Source organism: Pantoea sp. AS-PWVM4, assembly GCF_000468095.1.
Classification (GTDB): domain Bacteria; phylum Pseudomonadota; class Gammaproteobacteria; order Enterobacterales; family Enterobacteriaceae; genus Pantoea; species Pantoea phytobeneficialis.
Genome location: NZ_ASZC01000035.1, coordinates 1 through 25,038, shown reverse-complemented (window position 1 = coordinate 25,038; position 25,038 = coordinate 1). Strand labels below are relative to the sequence as shown.

Below are 25,038 nucleotides of genomic sequence, written 5' to 3'. Positions count from 1 at the left end.
AAAGGAGAAACGGAGGGCTTTAAGCTACGGCACAAGATCGAGGCTTAAGCGGCGCGACAAGCTGCCTCCGTTTCGTGTAACGGGTAGCTAACCAGTTACAACTTCAAGATACAAGCGGCGCGATTTCGTGCGTGTTGCAGGAAAACCCCGCGCGATACATCGCGCCGCTACGAATGGGTCAGGCCCCCGTGTTTTTATCACGCTCCAGCGCGGTAAAATCCCCGACAAATTTTTGCAGTAACCGCGCCAGCTCAACACGCTCATTCTCCTGCCACGCCTGAAACACCTCACCGTAAATCCTGCTCCGTGCCGCATCGATTTTGTCGGTCATCACTTTACCCGCAGCCGTAATGACCGCTTCATTGACGCGCTTGTCCTTTGTATTCTTCTGGCGCTGCGCCAGACCAATTTCCTCCAGCTTCGCGACCTGTCGACTGACGGTGGTGTAGTCACGCCCAACCCGATCCGCCAGTTCAACCACACCAATCGGACCGAAACGACTGATCTGCACCAACAGCGGAAACAGCGCCCGATCGAGCTGAATATTGGATTCTTTTATCAGTAATTCATCACGTTGTGGGCGGTTGAACGTCCCAACAATGGTCAGTAACGCATTGTGCAGATCATCGAAAGCTGAACTATTATGTGTATTTTGCACGCTTTTCATTGACGGCATCCAGAGACAGGAATAATGTGTGCATAATACACATATATTCCGATTAACTGAAGGTGAAAACATGAAAGCAGCAATAGTTTCCGCAGCAGGCGAACTGCCGGTATACGGCGATTTCCCTGAACCTCAAGCCGATGACCACCAGGTTGTGGTCACAGTCAAAGCCGCCGCCATTAGCCAGTTGGCGAAGGCGCGTGCCGCAGGTACCCATTACAGCTCGGCCACGCACTATCCGTTTATTACCGGGATCGATGGCACCGGTTATCTCAACAATGGCGACCCGGTGTACTTCCTGGCATTTAACGCTCCCTGGGGAAGTATGGCGGAAAAAACACGGGTGCCCACCGAGGCTATCGTACCGCTACCGAAAACGCTGGATCCGGTGCTGGCTGCTGCACTTGCCAATCCGGGTATGTCCTCGTGGGCGGCTTTAACGCGTCGCGCACGTTTGCTACAAGGAGAAACCGTGCTAATCAATGGCGCAACCGGGACATCAGGTGGACTGGCAGTGCGTATCGCGCGTCATCTTGGTGCCGGAAAAATTATTGCCACCGGACGCAACCGTTCGGTGCTGGAACAACTTCACACCCAGGGGGCAGATATTACGCTGACCCTTGATGCGTTACCGACCGCTCTGCCCGCGCTGATGGCTGAAGGCATTGATGTGGTGCTGGATTATCTGTGGGGCCAGAGCGCGCTCGATATCATGCAGGCGGCGGTGGCCGGTGGTGAGAAGGTGGTCCGTTTTGTGCAAATTGGTTCCCTCAGCGGCCAGGAGATCTCATTGCACAGCAAGTTACTGCGCTCCTCTGGGCTGACCTTGATGGGCAGCGGCCTCGGTAGCGTATCCAATAGCGAACTGGTGGCTTGTATCGGCGAGTTACTGACAGCCGCAGCGCAAAGCGATTTTTCGATTCCCTTCCAGATGCGACCACTGAGTGAAGTCCATAGCGCCTGGGGTGAAGACGATAGCCGTTGCCGTACGGTATTTACGCTCTGAGGTGGTGAGGGGCATTGCAAACGTTTGCTTTCATTCGGCATCGGTTTAAAATCGCCCCCTTTGTTGTGATTGAGAACGTCCACCATGTCCGTCGATACCGCTGAACCCCGCCAGCCTGCCAATGCGGCAAAAAGTGAACTGATTTACCGTCTTGAAGATCGCCCACCGTTGCCCCAAACGCTGTTTGCTGCCTGCCAGCATCTGCTGGCGATGTTTGTCGCGGTAATTACTCCCGCGCTGCTGATTTGTCAGGCGCTGGGCCTGCCGGCACAGGACACCCAGCACATTATTAGCATGTCGCTGTTTGCCTCTGGCGTCGCATCGATTCTGCAAATCAAAACCTGGGGGCCGGTCGGTTCCGGGCTGCTGTCAATTCAGGGCACCAGTTTTAACTTTGTCAGCCCGTTGATTATGGGTGGCATGGCGCTGAAAAATGGAGGGGCCGATATTCCCACCATGATGGCAGCGCTGTTTGGTACGCTGATGGTCGCCTCCTGCACCGAGATGGTGCTGTCCCGCGTGCTGCATCTGGCTCGTCGCATTATCACGCCGCTGGTTTCTGGCATTGTGGTGATGATCATCGGTTTGTCGCTGATTCAGGTTGGGCTAACCTCTATCGGCGGTGGTTTTGCAGCCATGAACGATCACAGTTTTGGCGCACCGAAAAACCTGCTGCTGGCTGGCGCGGTGTTGTTGGTGATTATTTTGCTCAACCGTCAGCGCAATCCTTATTTGCGTGTCGCTTCGCTGGTGATCGCTATGGCCGTTGGCTATATGCTGGCATGGGCGTTAGGTATGCTGCCGGAAAATACCACCCCGACCAATCAGGCGCTGGTTTCGGTGCCATCACCGCTCTACTACGGACTTGGTTTTGACTGGAATCTGCTGATTCCGTTGATGTTGGTCTTTATGGTGACCTCCCTGGAAACCATCGGTGATATTACCGCCACCTCTGACGTTTCTGAGCAACCAGTGAGCGGCCCGCTGTATATGAAACGCCTGAAAGGGGGCGTGCTGGCCAATGGTCTTAACTCTTTTGTATCCGCATTGTTCAATACGTTTCCAAACTCCTGTTTTGGCCAGAATAATGGCGTGATCCAGCTGACCGGTGTGGCCAGCCGCTATGTGGGCTTTGTGGTGGCACTGATGTTGATTGTGCTCGGGTTGTTCCCGGCGGTCAGCGGATTTGTGCAGCACATTCCTGAACCGGTACTGGGCGGCGCAACGATAGTGATGTTTGGTACGATCGCGGCTTCCGGGGTACGCATTGTTTCTCGCGAGCCATTGAATCGCCGCGCGATTATGATTATCGCGCTGTCGCTGGCTGTTGGCCTTGGTGTTTCTCAGCAGCCACTGATTCTGCAATTCGCGCCAGACTGGCTGAAAACCCTGCTTTCATCAGGCATTGCCGCTGGCGGTATCACCGCTATCGTGCTCAATCTCGTCTTCCCCCAGGAAAAGTAATACTCACGGCAGGCTGAGGCCTGCCTGATATTTATCCGCTTTTACATCCAGGCTGTTGAGCTGTAACGGTAATTCAGGCATAACAACCTCTTACCGGATAAAAGATCGGGATGGATGCAATGAAATTTCTAGGCAAATTTTTCCTTACCTTACTGCTGCTAATTCTGCTGGCGCTGGTCATCCTGTATGTGTTGCTGCAAACACAGTGGGGTGCAGGCTGGTTTAGCCGTTGGGTGAGTGATAAAACCGACTGGCATCTTTCCCTCAGTAAAATCGAACACAACTTCTCTTCCCCTTCGCATATCGTCCTCGATGACTTTAGCTTTGGGCACGATGGTCAACCGGCCGTGCTGGTTGCGAAACGCGTTGATCTCGGGCTGGCGTTGGTACAGTTCAGCGATCCACTGCACTTTAGCAGCATCGAATTGCGTGACGGCGAAGTGAATCTGGCTAATCTGACCCCGGATAACGCGCTGCCGCTTCAGGCCAACCGTTTGCAGCTCAACAATATGCGCATTGATAGTCCGGGCAGTGCGTTACCGATGTTTGCCCGCAAGGTGAACGGTGGCATTTTACCGTGGAAGCCAACTGCCAATGATATGCTGGGTAGCGATGCGCAGTTTCAAATGAGCGCGGGTGAGATGACCCTGGATGGTGTGAAGGGAAATAACGTGTTGCTGCAAGGTAATGTGGCACAACATCGTCTGGTGCTGAGTAATATTGGGGCCGATCTGGCGCGTGGATCGATGACCGGTGATGCCGAACGTGATGCGCAGGGCAACTGGAAGATTAACCAATTGCGCCTCAATGATATCCGCCTGCAAACCCATAAAGATCTGCTCGATTTCCTCAACCCGATCAGTGATGTGCCCTCGGTGACAATTAATCGCCTGGACATGACTGATGCACGTTTGCAGGGGCCGGATTGGGCGGTCACTGACCTCGATTTAACCCTGAAGAATTTCACCTGGCGCGGCAATGACTGGCAGAGCGAAGACGGTTCTCTGGCGATGAATGCCGGGAATTTTATTAACGGTACCTTTGAACTGAATGACCCCATCGTGAATGCCGACTTCTCAACGCAGGGCATCGCGCTGACGCAGTTCAGTTCCCGCTGGGCCAATGGCGTCATCCGTGCCAGCGGTAACTGGACGCGCAGTGATAAACGCCTGACGCTGGATGAACTGGCGGTGGCCGGGCTGGAATATACCCTGCCGCAGAACTGGCGCGACCGCTGGCAGCAGAGCTTACCAACGTGGCTCGACAGCGTACTGGTGAAACGTGTAACCGCCAACCGCAACCTGATTATTGATATCAATCCGGCATTTCCATTCCAGATGACGGCACTGGATGGCAGCGGTGAAAACCTGCTGCTGGCCCGACAGCAGCAATGGGGGTTCTGGGCCGGTAAAGCCAGTTTTAACGCCGCGGAGGCGACCTTTAACCGTACTGATTTACGTCATCCGTCAATTAGCTTCAGCGCAGATGATCAACAGATTCAGGTCAATGAACTGAGTGCCTTTAATGGCAGCGGTTTACTCGAGGGGACGGCTACGGTCAACCAGCAGCCGCAACGTGCGTTGACGCTGCATCTGAAAGGCCAGGCGGTCCCGGCAAATATCCTGCAAAATTGGGGCTGGCCAGCGTTGCCGTTGAACGGAAATAGCAATTTATTGTTGCAGGTGAACGGTTCGCTGAACGCGGCGTCACCGCTACGTCCAAGCGTCAATGGCAATCTGTCGGTAACAACAGATACCCAGTCGGTGCAACAGGCCATGCATGACGGGCAGGTTCAGCCGTAAACACGCTAACCACACCCTGTAGCGGCGCGATTTATCGCGCGGTTTTCACTGCTTTCAAAACCCGCGCGATAAATCGCGCCGCTACGGTGTATGCAAGATTTAATTAATCAATCCGCGCGCCAGAGCCACCCTCTTCCAGTGCCCCCTGGGAATCGGCAGGTAAAACGATATATACCCCTTCAAACACCGCCCCCAGCTCATCGTCACCAAACAGTTCAACCTCCATCTGCACACGCGCTTTACGCCCGCGCGCCAGACGATCGAGATCGCCACTCAACGAACCGAGATCGGCAATCGCCCCCGGCCGGCCACTAATCGGTTTGCTGTAACGAATGTGCGCATCGGCAAGAATAATGGTGCCGCCCAGATGACGCTCGCGCAGCAACAGCCAGATCAACCCCCAACCGGTCAGCGTCGCCAGTGAGAACAGGCTACCGGCAAATAACGTATGGTGTGGGTTTTGGTTGCCGGTTTCCGGCATGGTGGTGACAAACTTCTGCCCGGTATATTGCAGAATTCGCACGCCCATTTTTTCACTTAACGGGATATGCTCATACCATGCCTGCTGGAGCTGCCCGCACCAGTCGGCGCGGTGCAGGATATCATCGAGCGTCACCACCGGTTTAATCATCAGGAAATGGCGTACCGGGGTGGTTTGCGGCGCGGTGATCTCCCCCTGATTGACATACCCCAGCTTGGCAAAGAATTCGACGGCATCTTCACGCGCGCTACAGGTCACGCGTTTTGCCCCTTCCTGGCGCGCCACTGATTCCAGCGTCATCGCCACCAATGTACCCAAGCCCTTACCCTGGACTGACGGGTGAACGGCAAGGAAGCGGATAGCCGCTTCGTTTTCAGCATTAATGTATAACCGCCCGACAGCGACTGGCTTGCCCTGTTCATCCACCACCATTTGATGATGGGCCAACGCATCCCATGCATCACGCTCGGAACCCTGCGGCTGCCGCAACGGTTTTCGTAACATTTCCCAACGGAACTGGTAGTACATATCCAGTTCTTCAGCGGTTTGCGGTACGCGAAGATGATACATAAAGTGATTCTCTCGTTCGGAGCTTACGTGGCTGATCCCTTGCCGCTCGGCTGAAAATCTCACACCTGCAACCAAAAGGTCACCGGACCATCGTTAACCAGCTCAACCTGCATATCGGCGGCAAAGCGGCCATTGGCGGTAGATACGCCCTGCTCACGGCAGCAGGCGCTGAAATATTCATAGAGACGTTCAGCTTCTGCCGGTTCAGCGCCGCCAGAGAAGGAGGGTCTCATGCCTTTTTGGGTATCAGCAGCCAGCGTAAACTGCGACACTACCAGCACGCTGCCACCTGCCTGCTGTACGTTAAGATTCATCTTGTCGTTCTCATCAGCAAAAATGCGATAGCCCAGAACGCGCTCACACAACCGTTGTGCTTTTTTCTCATCGTCGCCCTTTTCAACACCCAGCAACACCAGCAAACCGGCACCAATTTCCCCTACCACCGCGTTGTCGACGCTGACACTGGCGCGACTAACGCGTTGAATCAAAGCAATCATGTTTCCTCTCGTTCTTTTTCTCGTTCACGCAGTTTTAATTGACGATAGTCATCCAGCGTGACGGTAATTTCTGCCCCTAACAACACAATACACCAGGTCCAGTAAACCCACAGGAACAGAATCGGGATTACGGCCAACACCCCGTAAATCAACTGATACGAGGGAAACATCGTAACATAGAGCGCAAAGCCTTTTTTGCCCAGCTCAAACAGCAGGCCCGCAACAACTGCGCCCACCAGCGCGTCGCGTCCGGGAACGCGGCGGGTAGGTACAATGCTGTACAGCAACCAGAAAGCGAGAATCGAGAGCAAGAGAGGAAAGACGCGTAGCACCTGCTCGATCAGGCTGTTGACACCAGAGGTGCTCACCCAGCGCAGCGACAGCAGGTAGGAGCTGATCGCCAGACTCGCTCCCGCCAGCAGTGGACCAAGGGTGAGAATCATCCAGTAGACCGCGAACGAGTACACCATTGGCCGTTTTTTATCACTGCGCCAGATAACGTTCAACGCACTGTCTACCGAATGCATCAGCAATAGCGCGGTGACGATCAGGCTGACAGCGCCCACGGCGGTCATCTTATTGACGTTGGCGACGAACTGTTCCAGATAGCGCTGAATGGTGTTGCCTGCCGCTGGCATAAAATTGGTAAAAATGAAGTTTTTGAGCTGCACGCTAATATCGGAGAACACCGGGAAGGCGGCGAACAGCGCAAAGACCACGGCAATCAGGGGCACCAGTGCCAACAATGAGACGTAGGCCAGGTTACCTGCCTGTGTCGTCATGTTGTCTTCATCAATGCGCCGCCACAGCAGTTTGACCCACAGGAAAAAGGCATGCCAGGAGTGGCGCAAATGGCGCAGGTACATCACTCAGCGATGACTCGCGAACCAGGCTGGCACGGTTTTGCTGTCGGTAACTAACACACTTTCAATGCCAAGCGCACGAGCGGCCTCGATATTGGGCGGGTTATCATCGAAAAATACCGCCTGGTCAGCCGTAAAGCCTTCGTTATCCAGCACGAACTGATAGATGCGGGCTTCGGGTTTACGCATACCAATATCCTGCGACATGTAGAGTTTATCGGCAGCCTGTTGGACCTCGGGAAATTGCGACGGCCAGAACTCAAAGTGCAACTGGTTAGTATTGGAGAGGATCACCACCCGGTGTCCATCTGCACGCAGCTGGTTCATCAGCGCCAGCGTCTCTGGGCGTACATCGATAAACACGGCATGCCAGCCTGCGGTGAATTGTTCATAACTCAGCGCCACATCGAGCTGCTCACATATCCGGGCAGCAAACTCCGGGTCGCTTATTTCGCCGCGTTCGTGTTGTTCGAAGGCTTCATCCATGCGGAAACGGCTTTGTAGCGTTGCCAGCGGCACGCGCCCCAGGTCACTCCAGACGCCAAGTACCCGGTTAAAATCGATATCAACAATCACATTGCCTAAATCAAAGATGTAGAGCATGACGCCTCCTTTATATTCCCTGGATCATTCACTCTAGCGGCAAATGCGAAGGCTGAACAGGCGGGGTGGCGGGGAAATGCCCGATCTGGAAGCGGGCGCACTCTTCTCTTTTTCAGCTCGCACGCGGGTTACATGCAGAATTGGCCTTGCACATTTATCAGACAATTGCCCGACACTCAGGCAAAAAAAAGCCCCGCATTGCGGGGCTTTCTCTATGTGTTCGCTTAGTCTTTGCTGCCGCGAGACGCACGCTTACGGTCGTTCTCGGTCAGGTGACGTTTACGAATACGGATTGACTGTGGAGTTACTTCTACCAGTTCGTCGTCATCGATGAACTCGATAGCCTGCTCCAGCGTCATTTTCACTGGCGGAACCAGAGTGGTCGCTTCGTCGGTACCTGACGCACGCATGTTGGTCAGTTTTTTACCGGTCAGGCAGTTTACGGTCAGGTCGTTAGAACGGCTGTGAATACCGATGATCTGGCCTTCATAGACTTCTGCACCGTGGCCGAGGAACAGCTTACCGCGATCCTGCAAACCGAACAGGGCGAAGGCTACCGCTTTACCCTGACCGTTAGAGATCAGTACGCCGTTCTGACGCTGACCCACTTCGCCCGGACGCACGTCGTCGTAGTGGCTGAAGGTGGAGTACAGCAGACCGGTACCTGAAGTCATGGTCATGAATTCGTTACGGAAGCCGATCAGGCCACGGCTTGGGATCACGTAGTCAAGGCGCACACGGCCTTTACCATCTGGATCCATGTTTTTCATGTCGCCTTTACGCTCACCCATCGCCATCATCACAGAACCCTGGTGGGTTTCTTCGATGTCGAGGGTAACGTTTTCGAACGGCTCTTGTTTACGGCCTTCGAACTCACGGAAGATTACTTTCGGACGGGATACCGCCAGCTCGTAGCCTTCACGACGCATGTTTTCGATCAATACGGACAGGTGCAGTTCACCACGACCTGAAACGCGGAAGGCGTCAGCATCAGCGGTTTCTTCAACGCGCAGCGCAACGTTGTGTACCAGTTCTTTGTTCAGACGCTCCAGAATCTGGCGCGAGGTCACGTACTTACCTTCTTTACCGCAGAACGGTGAGGTGTTGACGTTGAAGAACATGGTTACTGTCGGCTCGTCCACGCTCAGGGCTGGCAGCGCTTCCACATTCTGCGGATCACAGATGGTGTCAGAGATGTTCAGCTCACCCAGACCGGTGATCGCGATGATGTCGCCCGCTTCTGCCAGGTCGCTTTCGATACGTTCCAGACCGAGGTGGCCCAGCACTTTACCGACTTTACCGTTACGGGTTTTGCCTTCGCTGTCGATGATGGTAACTTGCTGGTTCGGCTTCACTTTACCGCGTTTGATGCGGCCGATACCGATAACACCCAGGTAGTTGTTGTAGTCCAGCTGAGAGATCTGCATCTGCAACGGCGCTTCGACTTCAACCTGCGGCGGAGAAACACGGTCAACAATCGCCTGATACAGCGGGGTCATGTCGTCTGCCATGTCGTTGTGATCCAGACCTGCGATACCATTCAGCGCAGAAGCGTAAATGATCGGGAAGTCCAGCTGTTCGTCAGTCGCATCAAGGTTAACGAACAGGTCAAATACCTGGTCAACCACCCAGTCCGGACGCGCGCCAGGACGGTCAACTTTGTTGATAACAACAATCGGCTTCAGGCCGTGAGCAAAGGCTTTTTTGGTTACGAAGCGAGTTTGCGGCATCGGGCCATCCATCGCATCGACAACCAGCAGCACCGAGTCCACCATGGACATCACGCGCTCAACTTCACCACCGAAGTCGGCGTGTCCCGGGGTATCAACGATGTTGATACGATAGTCATTCCATTTGATGGCGGTGTTTTTCGCGAGGATGGTGATTCCACGCTCTTTCTCCAAATCGTTGGAGTCCATTACGCGCTCAGTCGCTTCGGTACGGGCGTCAAAAGTACCGGACTGTTGCAGCAGTTTATCAACCAGGGTGGTCTTACCGTGGTCAACGTGCGCGATGATGGCGATGTTACGCAAATTTTCGGTCACAGCTTTGCCTCAGGCATTATAGAAATAGAAATAACGCGCTATTGTACACGGATTAAGCGGAAGACTGAACATGATCACAGATTTCGCCTAAAGTTTCTTACAGCGCTGGTTTTTAGCACCAATTGCGGTGCATTAATCTGCACTGCGATGGCATTTTGCACTGAAATGGTGCTTTTATTTGCCACAAAGGCACCATTTCAGTGCATCAAATCCATCCTGGTGCAGTCATCGACTCACGACAGGGCGCATCACAGCACGATTTTATCCGCTGTAATAAAGTTGGCACAGAATTCGCTTTAGTATTCTCAAGCGAAAACGACAGTTGCACAACGGTTGAAGAGCTTGCCGAGATCTTTGGTTAGGAGATGTCAGAACCCATGACACATTCCAGGCAACGAAGTTCTCTCACCACGACGACAATGACAATTTCCAGGAGAGTTGAGTATGTCCGCTGAACACGTTCTCTCGATGATGAACGAGCACGAAGTTAAGTTTGTTGACCTGCGTTTTACCGATACCAAAGGTAAAGAACAGCACGTTACTATCCCTGCTCACCAGGTTAACGCTGACTTCTTCGAAGAAGGCAAAATGTTCGATGGCTCCTCCATCGGTGGCTGGAAAGGCATTAACGAATCAGACATGGTACTGATGCCGGACGCAACCACTGCCGTTCTGGACCCGTTCTTCGAAGATCCGACGCTGATCATCCGTTGTGACATCCTTGAGCCAGGCACCATGCAGGGCTACGATCGCGACCCGCGTTCTATCGCCAAGCGCGCAGAAGACTTCCTGCGTTCTTCTGGTATCGCTGATACCGTTCTGTTCGGACCTGAGCCGGAATTCTTCCTGTTCGATGACATCCGTTTCGGTTCTTCAACTTCTGGTTCACACGTTGCTATCGACGATATCGAAGCAGCATGGAACACCGGTAAAGAATACGAAGGTGGCAACAAAGGTCACCGTCCGGCCATCAAAGGTGGTTACTTCCCGGTTCCGCCGGTTGACTCAGCTCAGGACATCCGTTCTGCTATGTGTCTGACCATGGAGCAGATGGGTCTGGTGGTTGAAGCTCATCACCACGAAGTGGCAACTGCTGGTCAGAACGAAGTGGCAACCCGCTTCAACACCATGACCAAAAAAGCTGACGAAATTCAGATCTACAAATACGTTGTTCACAACGTTGCTCACGCTTACGGCAAAACTGCAACCTTCATGCCGAAGCCGATGTTCGGTGACAACGGTTCAGGTATGCACTGCCACATGTCTCTGTCTAAAGGCGGCGTGAACCTGTTCTCTGGCGACAAATACGGCGGCCTGTCTGAAACTGCTCTGTTCTACATCGGCGGTATCATCAAGCACGCTAAAGCCATCAACGCCCTGGCTAACCCGACCACCAACTCTTACAAGCGTCTGGTCCCAGGCTACGAAGCTCCGGTAATGCTGGCTTATTCTGCCCGTAACCGTTCTGCTTCAATCCGTATCCCGGTTGTTGCCAGCCCGAAAGCACGTCGTATTGAAGCGCGCTTCCCGGACCCGGCTGCTAACCCGTACCTGGCATTTACCGCGCTGCTGATGGCTGGCCTCGACGGCATCATCAACAAGATCCACCCGGGCGATGCGATGGACAAAAACCTGTATGACCTGCCGCCGGAAGAAGAAGCTGAGATTCCAAAAGTGGCTGGTTCACTGGAAGAAGCGCTGAACTGCCTGAACGAAGACCGCGAGTTCCTGACCCGTGGTGGCGTGTTCACCGACGACGCTATCGACGCGTACATCGAACTGCGTAAGTCTGAAAACGACCGCGTTCGCATGACTCCGCACCCGGTAGAGTTCGAGCTGTACTACAGCGTGTAATTAATTAAATATTCCGCGGATTTCGTGTTGCAGCAAGGCGGCAACCGAATGAATCCCGGGGAGCTGAGATAGCTCAGTGACCCGGGTGAGTGAGAGCAGCCAACGCGGCTGCGGCACGAAAGACGCTGAAGATTTTTTGTTGCCGTGGAAACTTTCAGCCCATCTTCGGATGGGCTTTTTTCTCCACGAATTCATCGTTCAAATTACGGTTTTTACAACCAAAGGCTATAATGCACTAAATTAGTGCAGAGGAACGCTGTATGGCAACTGGCACGCTGCCCGATGCGGGGCAGATTCTCAACTCCCTGATAAACAGTATTTTGCTGGTTGATAATGAATTAGTTATTCATTACGCCAATCCAGCGGCACAGCAATTACTGGCGCAGAGTTCACGGAAATTATTTGGCACGCCGTTACCTGAATTAACCGGCTATTTTTCGCTGAATATTGAGGTTATGCGCGAGAGTCTTGAGGCCGGCCAGGGCTTTACAGACAGCGAAGTGACCTTAGTGGTGGATGGCCGCGCGCATATTATGTCGCTCACGGCGCAACGTCTGCCCGATGGCTTAATTTTGCTGGAAATGGCGCCGATGGATAATCAACGCCGCCTCAGTCAGGAACAAATTCAGCATGCTCAGCAGGTCGCCGCCCGCGATTTAGTACGTGGTCTGGCACATGAAATTAAAAACCCGCTGGGGGGTTTGCGTGGTGCCGCGCAATTACTATCTCGCGCCCTACCCGACCCTTCGCTGAATGAATATACCAAGGTCATTATTGAGCAAGCCGATCGACTGAGAAATCTGGTAGATCGTTTGCTTGGCCCCCAGCAGCCTGGTTTGCATGTCACTCAAAGCATTCATCAGGTGGCTGAACGCGTGGTCAATCTGGTGTCGATGGAGTTGCCGGATAACGTTTCGCTGGTGCGTGATTACGACCCCAGCCTGCCGGAGTTGCCACACGACCCGGATCAAATCGAACAAGTTCTGCTGAATGTAGTACGCAACGCGCTTCAGGCGTTGGGTGAAGAAGGCGGCACAATTATTATCCGCACCCGCACCGCGTTCCAGTTAACGCTGCATGGTGTGCGATATCGCCTGGTGGCACGCATTGATATTGAAGATGACGGCCCAGGCATTCCGGCTCAACTGCAGGATACGCTGTTCTATCCGATGGTGAGTGGGCGCGAAGGCGGCACCGGTTTAGGTCTGTCGATTGCCCGCAGTCTGATCGATCAGCATTCAGGAAAAATAGAATTTAACAGTTGGCCTGGTCACACCGAATTCTCGGTTTACCTGCCTATTCGCCAGTGAGGTTTCTATGCAACGAGGGATAGTCTGGATCGTCGATGACGATAGCTCCATCCGCTGGGTGCTTGAACGTGCGCTCACTGGAGCCGGTTTGAGCTGTGCAACGTTTGACAGCGGCAACGAGGTGCTGGAAGCGCTCTCGACCAAAACCCCAGATGTTTTACTGTCAGATATTCGTATGCCAGGCATGGACGGATTGGCATTGCTGAAACAAATCAAACAGCGCCATCCGATGCTGCCGGTCATCATTATGACGGCCCACTCCGATCTGGATGCCGCCGTCAGTGCTTATCAGCAGGGTGCTTTTGATTACCTGCCAAAGCCATTTGATATTGATGAAGCGGTCGCGTTGGTAGAACGCGCCATCAGCCACTATCAGGAGCAGCAGCAGCCGCGCAATCAACCGGTAAGCGGCCCGACGACCGATATTATCGGTGAAGCGCCAGCGATGCAGGATGTGTTTCGCATTATTGGCCGTCTGTCGCGTTCTTCTATCAGCGTGCTGATTAACGGTGAATCCGGGACCGGTAAAGAACTGGTGGCGCATGCCCTGCATCGCCATAGCCCGCGCGCTAAAGCACCCTTTATCGCGCTGAACATGGCGGCGATTCCCAAAGATTTGATTGAGTCTGAGCTGTTTGGTCATGAGAAAGGCGCATTTACCGGTGCCAATCAGATTCGTCAGGGACGTTTTGAGCAAGCTGATGGCGGTACGCTGTTCCTTGATGAGATCGGCGATATGCCGCTCGACGTGCAAACCCGCCTGCTGCGCGTGCTGGCCGATGGTCAGTTCTACCGTGTTGGCGGTTATGCGCCAGTAAAAGTGGATGTGCGTATCATCGCCGCAACCCACCAAAACCTGGAAATGCGCGTACAGGAAGGCAAATTCCGTGAAGACTTATTCCATCGTCTGAACGTGATTCGTGTTCATCTGCCACCGCTGCGTGAACGTCGTGAAGATATTCCGCGCCTGGCCCGCTACTTCCTGCAAGTTGCTGCACGCGAGCTGGGTGTAGAAGCGAAAATTTTGCACCCGGAAACCGAAGCGGCGCTGACGCGTTTGCATTGGTCCGGTAACGTGCGCCAGCTGGAAAATACCTGTCGCTGGCTGACCGTGATGGCTGCGGGCCAGGAAGTACTGATTCAGGATCTGCCCGCTGAACTGTTTGAATCCAGTACGCCGGAAAGCCCGGTGCAGTCGCTGCCGGATAGCTGGGCCACCTTGCTGGCACAATGGGCGGATCGTGCACTGCGTTCCGGTCATCAAAACCTGCTATCTGAGGCACAGCCGGAGATGGAGCGCACCCTGCTCACAACCGCTTTGCGTCATACGCAGGGACATAAACAGGAAGCGGCGCGTTTGCTTGGCTGGGGACGTAATACCCTGACACGTAAACTGAAAGAGCTGGGCATGGAGTAAGTGTAAAAAGCGGGCTTATTGCACGATTTTTATGCTCACTCCATCTGTACAGACCGGTGCCGTTCAGTATCATACGGGCGGCAATCGGGAGAAGAGAACATGTTCCAGTCAGTCATCCAGGTGATCACGCATAATATCGCGGCGATCGGCAACGCGGCCAGCCATTCACCGCAAACGGCCATTGCTGCTGTGATGTGCGCCATTACCGTGAGTCTGTTCAGTTAATACAAAGGGAGCCTTGGCTCCCTTTGTCGTTTTAAATCACCCGCGAAAACTGCTGCTGGCGCGCTTTCTGCCGCAGATACGCATCAAAGCACATGCAGATATTACGGATCAGCAGGCGGCCCACGCCAGTGATGCGCAATCCCCTTTCATGCTGTTCCACTAAACCATCCGCCACCAGCGGTGCCAACAGTTGCAAATCCTCAGCAAAATAGCGCCTGAAGGCGATCGGCCACTGCGCCTCAATAGCCGCGTAATCCAGTGCGAAGTTACAAATCAGCGCCTTAATGACATCACGACGCAGGCAATCATCGTCACTGAGGGTCAGCCCGCGCCATAGCGCGTTCCCTTGCTCCTCCACGCTGGCGTACCAGGTTTTTAACTCTTTATGGTTCTGTGCGTAACTGTCGCCGATCATACTTATTGCCGACACCCCCAGCCCCAGCAGGTCCGTCTCACCCTGCGTGGTATACCCCTGAAAATTACGGTGCAATTTGCCAGCACGCTGCGCCACCGCCAGTTCGTCGTCCGGCCGGGCGAAGTGATCCATACCAATGAACTGATAGCCTTCACCGGTTAACGTGGCAATGGTCTGCTGCAAAATTTCCAGTTTTTGCGTAGCACTGGGTAGCTCATCATCTTTGATCTTGCGTTGGGCGGCGAATAACGCGGGCAGATGCGCGTAATTAAATACGCTGAGACGATCAGGGTTGAGGTCGATAACGCGTTGCAAGGTAAATGCAAAGCTCTCTGGCGTTTGCAGGGGCAATCCGTAGATAAGATCGATACTGACCGAGCGAAAACCCTGCTCACGCGCACGTTGCACCAGCGCAAAGATCATTGCCTCATCCTGCACGCGATTGACCTTCTCCTGCACCGCTTTATTGAAATCCTGTACGCCCATGCTAAGGCGGTTGAAACCCAGCGCGCCCAGATGATCGATCATCTCCAGCTCAATTTCGCGCGGATCAACCTCGATCGACATTTCGATATCATCAGCAAGGAGAAAATGGCTGCGCAACAGGCCCACCAGCCGACTGACCTGCTGCTGATTGAGGAACGTGGGCGTTCCACCACCCCAGTGCAGCTGGGTAACACGGCGGCCCGCAAATAGCGGCGCACGCTGACGAATTTCCTGCTCCAGCACATCAAGGTAACGGTCTGCTTTGTGCAACTGACGCGTGACGATTTTATTGCAACCACAGAAGTAGCACAGCCGATGGCAAAACGGGATATGCACATAAAGTGAGAGAGGACGTTCGGGATAGCGAGCCACCGCTTGCTGAAAATCGGCTTCACCAAAATTCTCACTGAATTCCAGCGCAGTAGGATAGGAGGTGTAGCGTGGACCGGCGTAATTATACTTTTCGATTAGCCGCTGATCCCATTCAATCTGCTGCGATGACATGCTCACTCCTTATGGTGACGTCGTCTGAAGGCGGGTCGCGAAGCAGAAGAGTGAACAGGGTGACGAGCAGAAACCCGGCGTAAACGCGACTTCAGGCGCGACAGACGGCGTAGTTTAAACAATAAGCTGATGAGATAACATGCCAGCAGCAGCGCTAAAATTGATCCAGGCCAAAACATCGGTCAATACCTGTTTAGCGTGGCATGCGCACATACGCATGCCGATCAAAAATGCCCTTATTTGCCTTTCAGCAGGCGCATCATGTCTTCTTCCGCCTGCTCATCATCGTCAGCGTCATCATCCAGCGCGATGCCGAGCGTTTCCATCAGCTCATCGATACGGTCCAGCGTTTCATCCAGCCAGGCCTGCTCTTCACCGCTCAGCGTTTCACCGCTTTCGAGACGATCCAGCAATGTATCCAGACGCTCATCATTCTCCAGCTTTGCCAGCTCTTCCTGCGGTGTGAGGCGAGCTTTTTCCGCTTTTGCTTTAGGAGCCGGTTTTTTCACGACTGAAGTTTGTCCTTCCGCCACCAGGGCAATCGGTTTTTTGCTGCCCAGACGCGGATCCTGGGCAGTTTTGCCCTGACCTTTTCCTGCGGCCTGTTTTTCCGGATTCGCCCGGCTACCCGCAGCATGGCCACGGTGCTTTTTGTCGCGTTTACGGTCGCGCGCTTCAAGATTCAAATCTTCACGCGATTTACGTTTCGCTTTCGCGGCCGGTTTGCCGCGGGGGGATTGTGCAGGTTGCTTCATGGTGTTGGGTCTCGGCAATTTTTAATCAGTATATACCCGTCATATTACGGACTGGTGAGGTGAGTGCGCTTTTCGCCTTCCCGCAGCCCGAATGATTTAAGGTATAGAATTGCGGCGAAATCTAGCAGAAAGCAGACAAAGAAAAAAGGCGACAGCCAATGCTGTCGCCTTATTTCGCACCTTCATACGAAGGAAACACGAGATAAATCCATTAATGGCTCACAACGTCCCGGTTTTTCCCTCGCCAAATCGCTCCTGCGAATTTCCCTGTCCTTGTCCGATTCGTTCCTGAATCGAGTCCTGCCTGCTCTTCGTCCCCCCTGACGCTCCTGAGCACATCATCTGATGCGTGCGGCCTTGCACTGACTCCAAATGTAGACCAATAGGTAAAATGAACAAGTAAGACGCTTCTCTTATTTATAGTGAAAATGCCACGAATTTTATTAATTCATTGAAATTAAAAAATAAATATTCATCACCTAGTAACGAGAAACGTTAATGACTGGCAGCACTTATCGCATATCTCTTACAAAATGGCGCACAAAGACGCCATCGGGCACTTTTGCGCCATAACAGGTATACTCTGCGCAATTGCGTGAATCATTTTGCTGGAGTTTTACTTTGTCTGCTTTGAACTATCACATCACCCATTTCGTTCTCAGTGCCCCGGATATTCGTCACTTGCCTTCAGATACAGGCATTGAAGTTGCCTTTGCCGGTCGCTCGAATGCAGGCAAATCCAGTGCGCTGAATACCCTGACCAACCAGAAAAGCCTGGCGCGTACCAGTAAAACGCCGGGTCGCACCCAACTGATCAACCTGTTTGAGGTGGTAGAAGGCAAACGTCTGGTGGATTTGCCCGGTTATGGTTACGCCGAAGTCCCCGAGGAGATGAAGCGCAAATGGCAACGCGCACTGGGGGAATATCTACAAAAACGTCAGGCGTTGAAGGGGTTGGTCGTACTGATGGATATTCGTCATCCACTGAAAGATCTCGACCAACAGATGATTGAATGGGCGGTGCAGAGTCAGATCCCGGTTTTAGTGTTGCTGACCAAAGCTGACAAGCTGGCTTCTGGCGCACGTAAAGCACAACTGAATATGGTACGCGAAGCGTCGCTGGCTTTTCAGGGGGATGTGCAGGTCGAAATGTTTTCGTCCCTGAAGAAGCTGGGTGTCGATAAACTGCGTCAAAAACTGGATAACTGGTTCAGTGAACTGGAACCGGCACAGGAAGATGACACCCCGCCCTCTGCATAACGCGTCTCTGCGGGTGTAATGACCCGCATTTTCAGATAAACGCCCAATAAAAAACGCCCCAGTCATAAATGACTGGGGCGGCTAATATTCAGCCAAATCCGATTACGTGAAGTAAAAGGTCTGAAAGATAGAACATCTTACCTCTGTACCCTACGCGAGAAACTTTACCTGATTTTTCCTGACCGACAAAGGATTTTTTGTTGTTTAGTTTCAGGACTCGACATCTTTTTTACCAGGTTCGTCACAAAAACGCGCATCCGATGTAGTTTAATTACTAAAAAAATGCTTAGACGTTAAGCAGTTACAAAACGCGCATTTTACAGACCGCTTTACCGGCTTGCTGAACCGATTAAGTAAACTTTTTTCTTATGACATTGTCATAAGCGTCTTTTCACCGCTTATGAGGTGTGACTTAGTGTGCCTGGTCCCAGTTTTCGCCGGTACCGACCTCAACCTGCAACGGAACGTCCAGCTTCATGCTGCTCTCCATCAATTGACGGATCTTGTCACTGGCGCTGTCCACCGCGTCCTGATGAATCTCAAACACCAATTCATCGTGCACCTGCATGATCATTTTGACGTTGTCGTCATTTTGTTGCAGTAACCAACCATCCACCGCAATCATCGCACGCTTGATAATATCTGCCGCCGTTCCCTGCATCGGGGCGTTGATCGCCGCGCGTTCTGCTGCCTTACGGCGAATTGCGTTGCTGGAGGTGATGTCCGGCAGCCACAAGCGACGACCATCCAGCGTCTCAACATAGCCTTTCTCAGCCGCCAGCTCCCGTGTCTCTTCCATGTAACGCAATACGCCCGGATAGCGTTCAAAGTAGAGATCCATATACTTTTTCGCTTCACCGGCACCGATATTCAGCTGGCGCGACAAACCAAATGCACTCATCCCGTAGATCAAACCAAAGTTGATCGCTTTCGCGCTACGGCGCTGTTCACCAGAAACCTTACTCAGCGCCACTCCAAACACTTCTGCTGCGGTAGCACGGTGAATGTCCTCCCCTTGCGCAAAAGCGTCCAGCAGCCCCTTATCCTGCGACAGATGCGCCATAATACGCAGCTCAATCTGTGAGTAGTCCGCCGCGACAATGCGCTTGTCCGGTCCGGCAATAAACGCCTGGCGAATACGCCGTCCTTCATCGTTGCGTACCGGGATATTTTGCAGGTTGGGATCGGTGGATGACAAACGACCGGTTGCCGTAACCGCCTGGTGGTATGAAGTGTGCACTCGGCCGGTGACCGGGTTGATCATCAGCGGCAATTTATCGGTATAAGTTGATTTCAACTTCGACAAACCACGATGTTCCAGTATCACCTTCGGCAACGGATAATCGAGCGCCAACTCCGCCAACACTTCTTCACTGGTTGATGGCGCGCCACCCGGGGTTTTCTTCGTCGGTTTGATCCCCTGCTTTTCAAACAGAATGGTTTGCAACTGTTTGGTTGAAGAGAGGTTGAACGGCTCACCCGCCAGCTCGTGCGCTTGCTGCTCCAGCTCAGCCAGACGTGTTGTTAGCTCCTGGGAATGTTTTGCCAGGATGTTCTGATCAATTAACACGCCATTGCGTTCTACACGGGAGATCACCTTCAGCAGCGGCATCTCGATCTCTGTGAAGACTTTTTTCGGACCCGCTTCTTTCTCCAGCTCCGGCCACATTTTCAGATGCAACTGCAAGGTGACATCCGCATCTTCTGCGGCGTAATGCCCTGCCTGCTCGATAGCAATCTGGTTAAAGGTCAGTTGATTTTTACCTTTCCCGGCAATCTCTTCAAAGGTGACGGTTTTATGATTCAGCCAGCGCGCTGCGAGGCTGTCCATATCGTGCTTCCCACCCACGCTGTTCAGACAATATGACTCCAGCATGGTGTCGTATTTAATACCGTTCAGCTCGATGTCATAGTTCTTCAGAACGCCGCGATCGTATTTGAGATTTTGCCCGACTTTGGCGGCCTTGCTGTCTTCCAGCAAAGGTTTCAGTTGAGCCAGTACTTCAGCTCTGTCCAGCTGATCAGGAGCATCAAGATAATCATGGGCCACCGGCAAATAGGCTGCTTCACCTGGAGCCACAGCGAAGGCGATACCCACAATGTTGGCACTCAGGGTATCCAGCGAATCGGTTTCCAGATCGAAAGCAAACAGCTCGCTTGTTTTCAGCTTGTCTAACCAACTCGCAAAGGTATCTTGATCCAGAATGGTGACATAACCATCAGATGACAACACGCTCACCGTTTCGGCTTTGGCCACAGGCTGATCCGGCATTGCTTGCGGTGTCTGCACGTTACCCTTTTTGCCCTGCAACCATTTTCCTTCTTGCAGATCGACCAGCCAGCGCTTGAATTCATACCGGCTGAATAGCGTCTGTAGTACGGCGACATCCGGATCATTCACCGTCAGTTGCTCACAGCCGAGTTCCAGTTCTACGTCGGTTTTAATGGTTGCCAGCTGATAAGAAAGGAATGCCACGTCACGATTCTGTTCCAGTTTCGCCGCCATCGTTTTGGCACCACGAAATGACAGGTCGGCCACTTTTTCCAGGTTGTCATAGATAGACTGCATGCCACCCAGCCCTTGCAGCAGAGCTTGCGCAGTCTTTTCACCCACTCCGGGTACGCCAGGAATGTTATCCGAGCTGTCACCCATCATGGCGAGGAAATCGATAATCAGTGAGGGTGGCACACCATATTTCTGCTCAACCTCTTCTGGCCCGAGCACTGTATTGGTCATGGTGTTGATCAGCGTGATGCCAGGCGTGACCAATTGGGCCATATCCTTATCACCGGTACTGATCAGTACCGCTCGTCCCTGCTTTTCTGCTTCCAGTGCCAGCGTGCCGATGACGTCGTCCGCCTCCACACCGGTTACCGCCAGCAGTGGCAAGCCCATTGCTTTAACCATTTCATGGAGCGGTTCGATCTGCGCACGCAGGTCGTCAGGCATAGGGGGGCGGTGTGACTTGTAGTGCTCGAACAACTCATCGCGGAATGTTTTTCCTTTCGCATCGAAGACCACAGCAACATGGCTGGGTTGATACTGCATCAACAGGCTTTTCAACATGTTGAGAACACCATACATGGCGCCAGTTGGCTCGCCTGCGCTGTTGGTCAGGGGCGGAAAGGCATGATATGCACGGTAGAGATAGGAGGATCCGTCTACCAGAATCAGGGGATTTTCTGCAATGTGCGCCATAAGTTTGATTTTTCTTCGTTGCGATTAAGAGATGTATAAGGATGCCATAACCGGAGACGAATGTTGAATTAGCACCAGAAGATGTGATGCTTTTTCCTCATTACGCGGGGTGGATCGCAGGGATCTTATTGTGGATAACTTTGTGCGTAAATTTCATAACGTATTGTTATTTCCTTTGAACACAAGCAAACCGTCAGTAAAAACATATGTTTTTCATATTGTTATTAAGTTTCTGTGATAGCAAGCATCTTTTTGAAAAGATGATCGTCCATGTGGATATTAACCACAAGGTTTGCAGCAGGAAGGTAAATAAAAGGCTGAGGGATAATTGAAAAACGCCGACATAGCCGGCGTTTTAACTGCTTAAATTAATTCTTCTCGACGAGGAATTTCACTACGTTGGCGTAATCTGCCACGAAATTGTCCATCGAACTGGTATCAAGGCCACCGTTGTTAACCATGTATTTGCCATTGATAAACATCGCCGGTACGCCCTGGAGATTTACATCGGAAGCGGCTTTCTGCTGCTGCGCAACCAGCGCTTTAACCGCAAAGCTGTTCCACGCTGCATCGTAATCTTCAGAGGTAATCCCCGCAGCCTTAATAAAGGTATCTTTCAGGCTAGCCGCATCAGTGACTGTCTGAGTTTTCTGGATACCATCAAAGATTGGAGCCGTGACTTTATCCTCTACACCCAGCGCCATTGCCACTGCCCACGCGTGCGTCACTACCGGGCCAAAATCACCACCCAGGAAATCAACGTGATATTTAGTTACTTTGGTGTTGGCAGGCAGATTCTTTTTCACGGCATCGCTGACATGATAAACGCGTTCGAATTGATAGCAATGCGGACAGAAGAAAGAGAAAAACTCCATTACCTGCGGTTCACCGGCGATGGGTTTCGGCAGCGTGACATACTGTTTGCCATCGGTAAATTGTGCCGCGGAGGCGCTAAATGCCAGCATTAAACCTACCAGCGCGAACCAAATCTTTTTCATCGTGAAAAATTCTCCTGACTGCTTCATTAAAATTGCGGGCTAAGCTGCAACGGCGGTTCGTGTAACAGCTTTTCCTGCTCGGTAAAAAGTGTAATTTGCCGACGCCAAAAATCTTCATCGGTCATCCACGGAAAAGCACGCGGAAAAGCAGGGTCCTGCCAGCGACGCACGACCCAGGCTAAATAATAAACCATGCGCATCGCGCGTAAAGGCTCAATCAGTGACAATTCATGTATATCAAAGTCACTGAATTCATTGTAAGCCTCCAGTAAAATATCCCACTGGATAAGTTGTTCCTGCCGATCGCCATTCACCAGCATCCACAGATCCTGCACCGCCGGTCCGGTACGTGCATCATCAAGATCGACAAACATGGGGCCATCACGCCATAGAATATTGCCGGGATGGCAGTCACCATGTAGTCGCAACGGCTGCCAGCGCGTGTGCCATATCTGATGCAGCGTGTGACTCAATCTGTCTATCGCCGCCATCAGTTGTGCTTTGAGCGCATCCGGCACCAGCATGCTCTGCTCGAGCTGTTGGCGCGGCTGTAAAATATATTCATCCAGTCCGATGGTTGGACGTTGCTGAAAGTCTTTTTGGCGACCAGTTTGATGAATCCGCCCCAGAAAGCGACCGACCCACTCCATCTGTTCTTCATTATCGGTTTCGTACTGCCGCCCACCCAGACTGGGAAATACCGCGAACATAAAACCGGCATGATTGTTCAGCGTATTTCCCTGTAACGTCAGAGGTGCGGCAACCGGCACTTCATCATTCAGTAAATCGTGCGCAAACTGGTGTTCTTCCAAGATTTGGCCAGCGCTCCAGCGCTGCGGGCGATAAAACTTCACCACATAGCGACGTTTCTCATCATCACTGAATTGATAAACGCGGTTTTCATAGCTGTTGAGGGCGGTTAAGCCAGATTCTACGCGCAGACCCGTGTCCCAAAGTGCATCGAGGATCACATCTGGGTTCAACGTCTGGAAATTAAAGGTGGCTTCGCTCATCATTTCGCCTGTGTGTTACCTTTGCTTTAATGCGCAAGGATAGCACTACTCATCGTCCTTAATCACACCGCGTGCGCGTAATAGCGCGGTTTTGAAGTCCACTTCATAATCCTTTTTCAGACCGGGAATCTCAGCATCACTGCCTGCATCACGCATTTTGAGATGGTAAATCAATATGTCGTCGGTTAATTCACTTAATGGGCCACTGAAACCTGATTCCTGCGCCAGTTTTTGTAAAAATGCCAACAGGTTAAGATCAGACTCCTTCTGCCACGCAGGTTGCAGAAGTTCGAGCAGTTCGTTGAGACGGTGATATTTCATCATTTTTTCCTTTATGCAGGTGTGAGGCTGCCAGCCTGTAAGTATCGTCCACTATTGATAAGGAGACGAAGATGACAGCATTAACCGGCGTGATTCTGGCAGGTGGCCAGGGGCGCCGTATGGGCGGTGAGGATAAAGGATTGTTGCTGTTGCAAGGTGAACCCCTTTATCAACACGTTCTGCGCCGTTTTCGGCCACAGGTCAATATTGTGTTGATAAGCGCCAACCGCAACATTGATCGTTATCAGTTAAGCGGTTGTCAGGTTGTCAGCGACTCGTTGCCGGATTACCCCGGCCCTCTGGCGGGAATGCTGAGCGGTTTGCGTCACAGCCCATCCGAATGGGTGGCATTCTGTGCCTGCGATACCCCGTGGATCCCTGATGATTTCGTCGCGCGCTTATGGCAAAGCAAAGCCGATGCCCCGGCGGTGTGGGTGAAATCATCCTTACGCGATCATCCGGCACTGGCTTTAGTTAATCGCTCTTTAGCCGATGCACTCGAAGCCTGGCTGTTGAGTGGGGAACGTCGTCTGATGCAGTTTTTACGGGAAAGTGGCGGCCATGCGGTGACCTTTCCTGATCCTGAATCGGCATTCCGTAATATCAACACGCCAGACGACTTACGGGATGAGGAAATACCATCATGACGATACCTTTGCTGGCGATTGCTGCCTGGAGCGGAACGGGTAAAACCACCTTGTTGGAAAAAGTGATCCCATTGCTGAAAGCACAAGGGATCCGCCCGGGGCTGATTAAGCACACGCATCATAATATGGACGTTGATACGCCGGGAAAAGACAGTTTTCTGCTGCGAAAAGCGGGGGCGGATCAGGTGATCGTTGCCAGCAATCAGCGCTGGGCATTGATGTGCGAGACTCCAGATAAGCCCTTAACTCTGCATCAGATGACGGCACGAATGGACAGTTCTTCGTTGGATTTGGTACTGGTTGAAGGATTCAAAGACGAACCGGTTGCTAAGATCGTGTTGTGGCGCACGGGTGTGAAGGGGAATATTACCGACTTACTCGATGATTACGTGATTGCGGTGGCGAGTGATGTGGAAGTGGCGTTGCCAGTGGCCGCTCTGGATATTAATCAGCCACAGCAGGTTGCCAATTTCATTGCTGAATGGTGTTTTTCACAGAAAAATCCGTGATTTTTTTCTGATACGCATCATATTCGTCGCGGCGCGATTTATCGCGCGCTTTTTATTGTTCCGGACGCTGAAAAATGCGCGATAAATCGCGCCGCTACGAAATACGCAGACGTAAAAAAGCCCTGAA

At 52.5% G+C, this 25,038-nt stretch carries 22 protein-coding genes; 10 read left to right on the top strand and 12 right to left on the bottom strand.

Annotated features, from left to right (window positions below):
- Positions 1–178: 178 nt before the first annotated feature.
- Positions 179–667, bottom strand: coding sequence for a MarR family winged helix-turn-helix transcriptional regulator (locus tag L579_RS22640; RefSeq protein WP_021186445.1), 489 nt, complete (start codon positions 665–667; stop codon positions 179–181).
- A 70-nt stretch (positions 668–737) separates the two neighbouring features.
- Here L579_RS22640 and L579_RS22635 point away from each other — a divergent pair, with 70 nt between their 5' ends.
- The 3 genes from L579_RS22635 (at position 738) to L579_RS22625 (ending at position 4,939) form a co-directional block, all read left to right on the top strand.
- On the top strand, positions 738–1,673 hold the full coding sequence (locus tag L579_RS22635; RefSeq protein WP_021186444.1) for a quinone oxidoreductase family protein: 936 nt from the start codon (positions 738–740) through the stop codon (positions 1,671–1,673).
- Positions 1,674–1,757: 84 nt separating this feature from the next.
- A complete protein-coding gene (locus tag L579_RS22630) occupies positions 1,758–3,137 on the top strand; it encodes a nucleobase:cation symporter-2 family protein (RefSeq protein ID WP_021186443.1) in 1,380 nt (459 codons plus the stop codon).
- Between the two features lie 119 nt (positions 3,138–3,256).
- The gene (locus tag L579_RS22625; RefSeq protein WP_036628166.1) at positions 3,257–4,939 is read left to right on the top strand and encodes an AsmA family protein; all 1,683 of its coding nucleotides are present in this window, start codon (positions 3,257–3,259) and stop codon (positions 4,937–4,939) included.
- A gap of 103 nt (positions 4,940–5,042) precedes the next feature.
- Here the strand turns inward: L579_RS22625 and fabY are convergent, their stop codons facing one another.
- The 5 genes from fabY to typA all read right to left on the bottom strand — a co-directional run bounded on the left by fabY (position 5,043) and on the right by typA (position 9,998).
- The gene (gene fabY, locus L579_RS22620; RefSeq protein ID WP_021186441.1) at positions 5,043–5,990 is read right to left on the bottom strand and encodes a fatty acid biosynthesis protein FabY; all 948 of its coding nucleotides are present in this window, start codon (positions 5,988–5,990) and stop codon (positions 5,043–5,045) included.
- A gap of 59 nt (positions 5,991–6,049) precedes the next feature.
- Complete coding sequence (gene dtd, locus L579_RS22615) at positions 6,050–6,487, bottom strand: D-aminoacyl-tRNA deacylase (protein WP_021186440.1); 438 nt, start codon at positions 6,485–6,487, stop codon at positions 6,050–6,052.
- Positions 6,484–7,353 carry a virulence factor BrkB family protein gene (locus L579_RS22610; RefSeq protein ID WP_021186439.1) on the bottom strand — a complete coding sequence of 290 codons (870 nt, stop codon included), beginning with the start codon at positions 7,351–7,353 and terminating at the stop codon, positions 6,484–6,486. The genes dtd and L579_RS22610 overlap by 4 nt, the downstream gene beginning before the upstream one ends.
- Before the next feature lie 3 nt (positions 7,354–7,356).
- Entirely contained in the window at positions 7,357–7,953 is a 597-nt protein-coding gene (yihX, locus tag L579_RS22605) for a glucose-1-phosphatase (RefSeq protein WP_021186438.1), read from the bottom strand.
- A 224-nt stretch (positions 7,954–8,177) separates the two neighbouring features.
- Complete coding sequence (typA, locus tag L579_RS22600; protein ID WP_021186437.1) at positions 8,178–9,998, bottom strand: ribosome-dependent GTPase TypA; 1,821 nt, start codon at positions 9,996–9,998, stop codon at positions 8,178–8,180.
- A gap of 444 nt (positions 9,999–10,442) precedes the next feature.
- Here typA and glnA point away from each other — a divergent pair, with 444 nt between their 5' ends.
- From glnA to L579_RS23910, 4 genes are all read left to right on the top strand, one after another.
- Entirely contained in the window at positions 10,443–11,852 is a 1,410-nt protein-coding gene (glnA, locus tag L579_RS22595) for a glutamate--ammonia ligase (protein ID WP_013511064.1), read from the top strand.
- Positions 11,853–12,112: 260 nt separating this feature from the next.
- Positions 12,113–13,162: a nitrogen regulation protein NR(II) gene (gene glnL / locus L579_RS22590; RefSeq protein ID WP_013511065.1), complete on the top strand. Its 1,050-nt coding sequence runs from the start codon at positions 12,113–12,115 to the stop codon at positions 13,160–13,162.
- Positions 13,163–13,169: 7 nt separating this feature from the next.
- The gene (gene glnG, locus L579_RS22585; RefSeq protein ID WP_013511066.1) at positions 13,170–14,579 is read left to right on the top strand and encodes a nitrogen regulation protein NR(I); all 1,410 of its coding nucleotides are present in this window, start codon (positions 13,170–13,172) and stop codon (positions 14,577–14,579) included.
- Positions 14,580–14,678: 99 nt separating this feature from the next.
- Entirely contained in the window at positions 14,679–14,804 is a 126-nt protein-coding gene (locus L579_RS23910) for a YshB family small membrane protein (protein ID WP_021186435.1), read from the top strand.
- 31 nt (positions 14,805–14,835) lie between these two features.
- Here the strand turns inward: L579_RS23910 and hemN are convergent, their stop codons facing one another.
- Positions 14,836–16,209 carry an oxygen-independent coproporphyrinogen III oxidase gene (gene hemN, locus L579_RS22580; protein WP_021186434.1) on the bottom strand — a complete coding sequence of 458 codons (1,374 nt, stop codon included), beginning with the start codon at positions 16,207–16,209 and terminating at the stop codon, positions 14,836–14,838.
- A 236-nt stretch (positions 16,210–16,445) separates the two neighbouring features.
- The gene (yihI, locus tag L579_RS22575) at positions 16,446–16,964 is read right to left on the bottom strand and encodes a Der GTPase-activating protein YihI (protein ID WP_021186433.1); all 519 of its coding nucleotides are present in this window, start codon (positions 16,962–16,964) and stop codon (positions 16,446–16,448) included.
- Between the two features lie 621 nt (positions 16,965–17,585).
- Here yihI and yihA point away from each other — a divergent pair.
- On the top strand, positions 17,586–18,224 hold the full coding sequence (yihA, locus tag L579_RS22570) for a ribosome biogenesis GTP-binding protein YihA/YsxC (RefSeq protein WP_021186432.1): 639 nt from the start codon (positions 17,586–17,588) through the stop codon (positions 18,222–18,224).
- 412 nt (positions 18,225–18,636) lie between these two features.
- On the opposite strand, the gene polA is transcribed toward yihA, so the two are convergent.
- The 4 genes from polA to L579_RS22550 form a co-directional block, all read right to left on the bottom strand.
- On the bottom strand, positions 18,637–21,423 hold the full coding sequence (polA, locus tag L579_RS22565) for a DNA polymerase I (RefSeq protein WP_021186431.1): 2,787 nt from the start codon (positions 21,421–21,423) through the stop codon (positions 18,637–18,639).
- 368 nt (positions 21,424–21,791) lie between these two features.
- Positions 21,792–22,421, bottom strand: coding sequence for a thiol:disulfide interchange protein DsbA (dsbA, locus tag L579_RS22560; protein ID WP_021186430.1), 630 nt, complete (start codon positions 22,419–22,421; stop codon positions 21,792–21,794).
- Positions 22,422–22,447: 26 nt separating this feature from the next.
- Positions 22,448–23,434: a serine/threonine protein kinase gene (locus L579_RS22555; RefSeq protein WP_021186429.1), complete on the bottom strand. Its 987-nt coding sequence runs from the start codon at positions 23,432–23,434 to the stop codon at positions 22,448–22,450.
- A gap of 45 nt (positions 23,435–23,479) precedes the next feature.
- Positions 23,480–23,755, bottom strand: coding sequence for a YihD family protein (locus L579_RS22550; protein WP_021186428.1), 276 nt, complete (start codon positions 23,753–23,755; stop codon positions 23,480–23,482).
- A 71-nt stretch (positions 23,756–23,826) separates the two neighbouring features.
- On the opposite strand from L579_RS22550, the gene mobA reads away from it, so the two are divergent.
- Together mobA and mobB are read left to right on the top strand one after the other, a co-directional pair.
- Positions 23,827–24,402 (top strand): molybdenum cofactor guanylyltransferase MobA, encoded by a 576-nt coding sequence (gene mobA, locus L579_RS22545; protein WP_021186427.1) that lies wholly within the window; start codon positions 23,827–23,829, stop codon positions 24,400–24,402.
- Entirely contained in the window at positions 24,399–24,911 is a 513-nt protein-coding gene (mobB, locus tag L579_RS22540; protein WP_021186426.1) for a molybdopterin-guanine dinucleotide biosynthesis protein MobB, read from the top strand. Before mobA ends, mobB begins: the two co-directional genes overlap by 4 nt.
- Positions 24,912–25,038 lie beyond the last annotated feature (127 nt).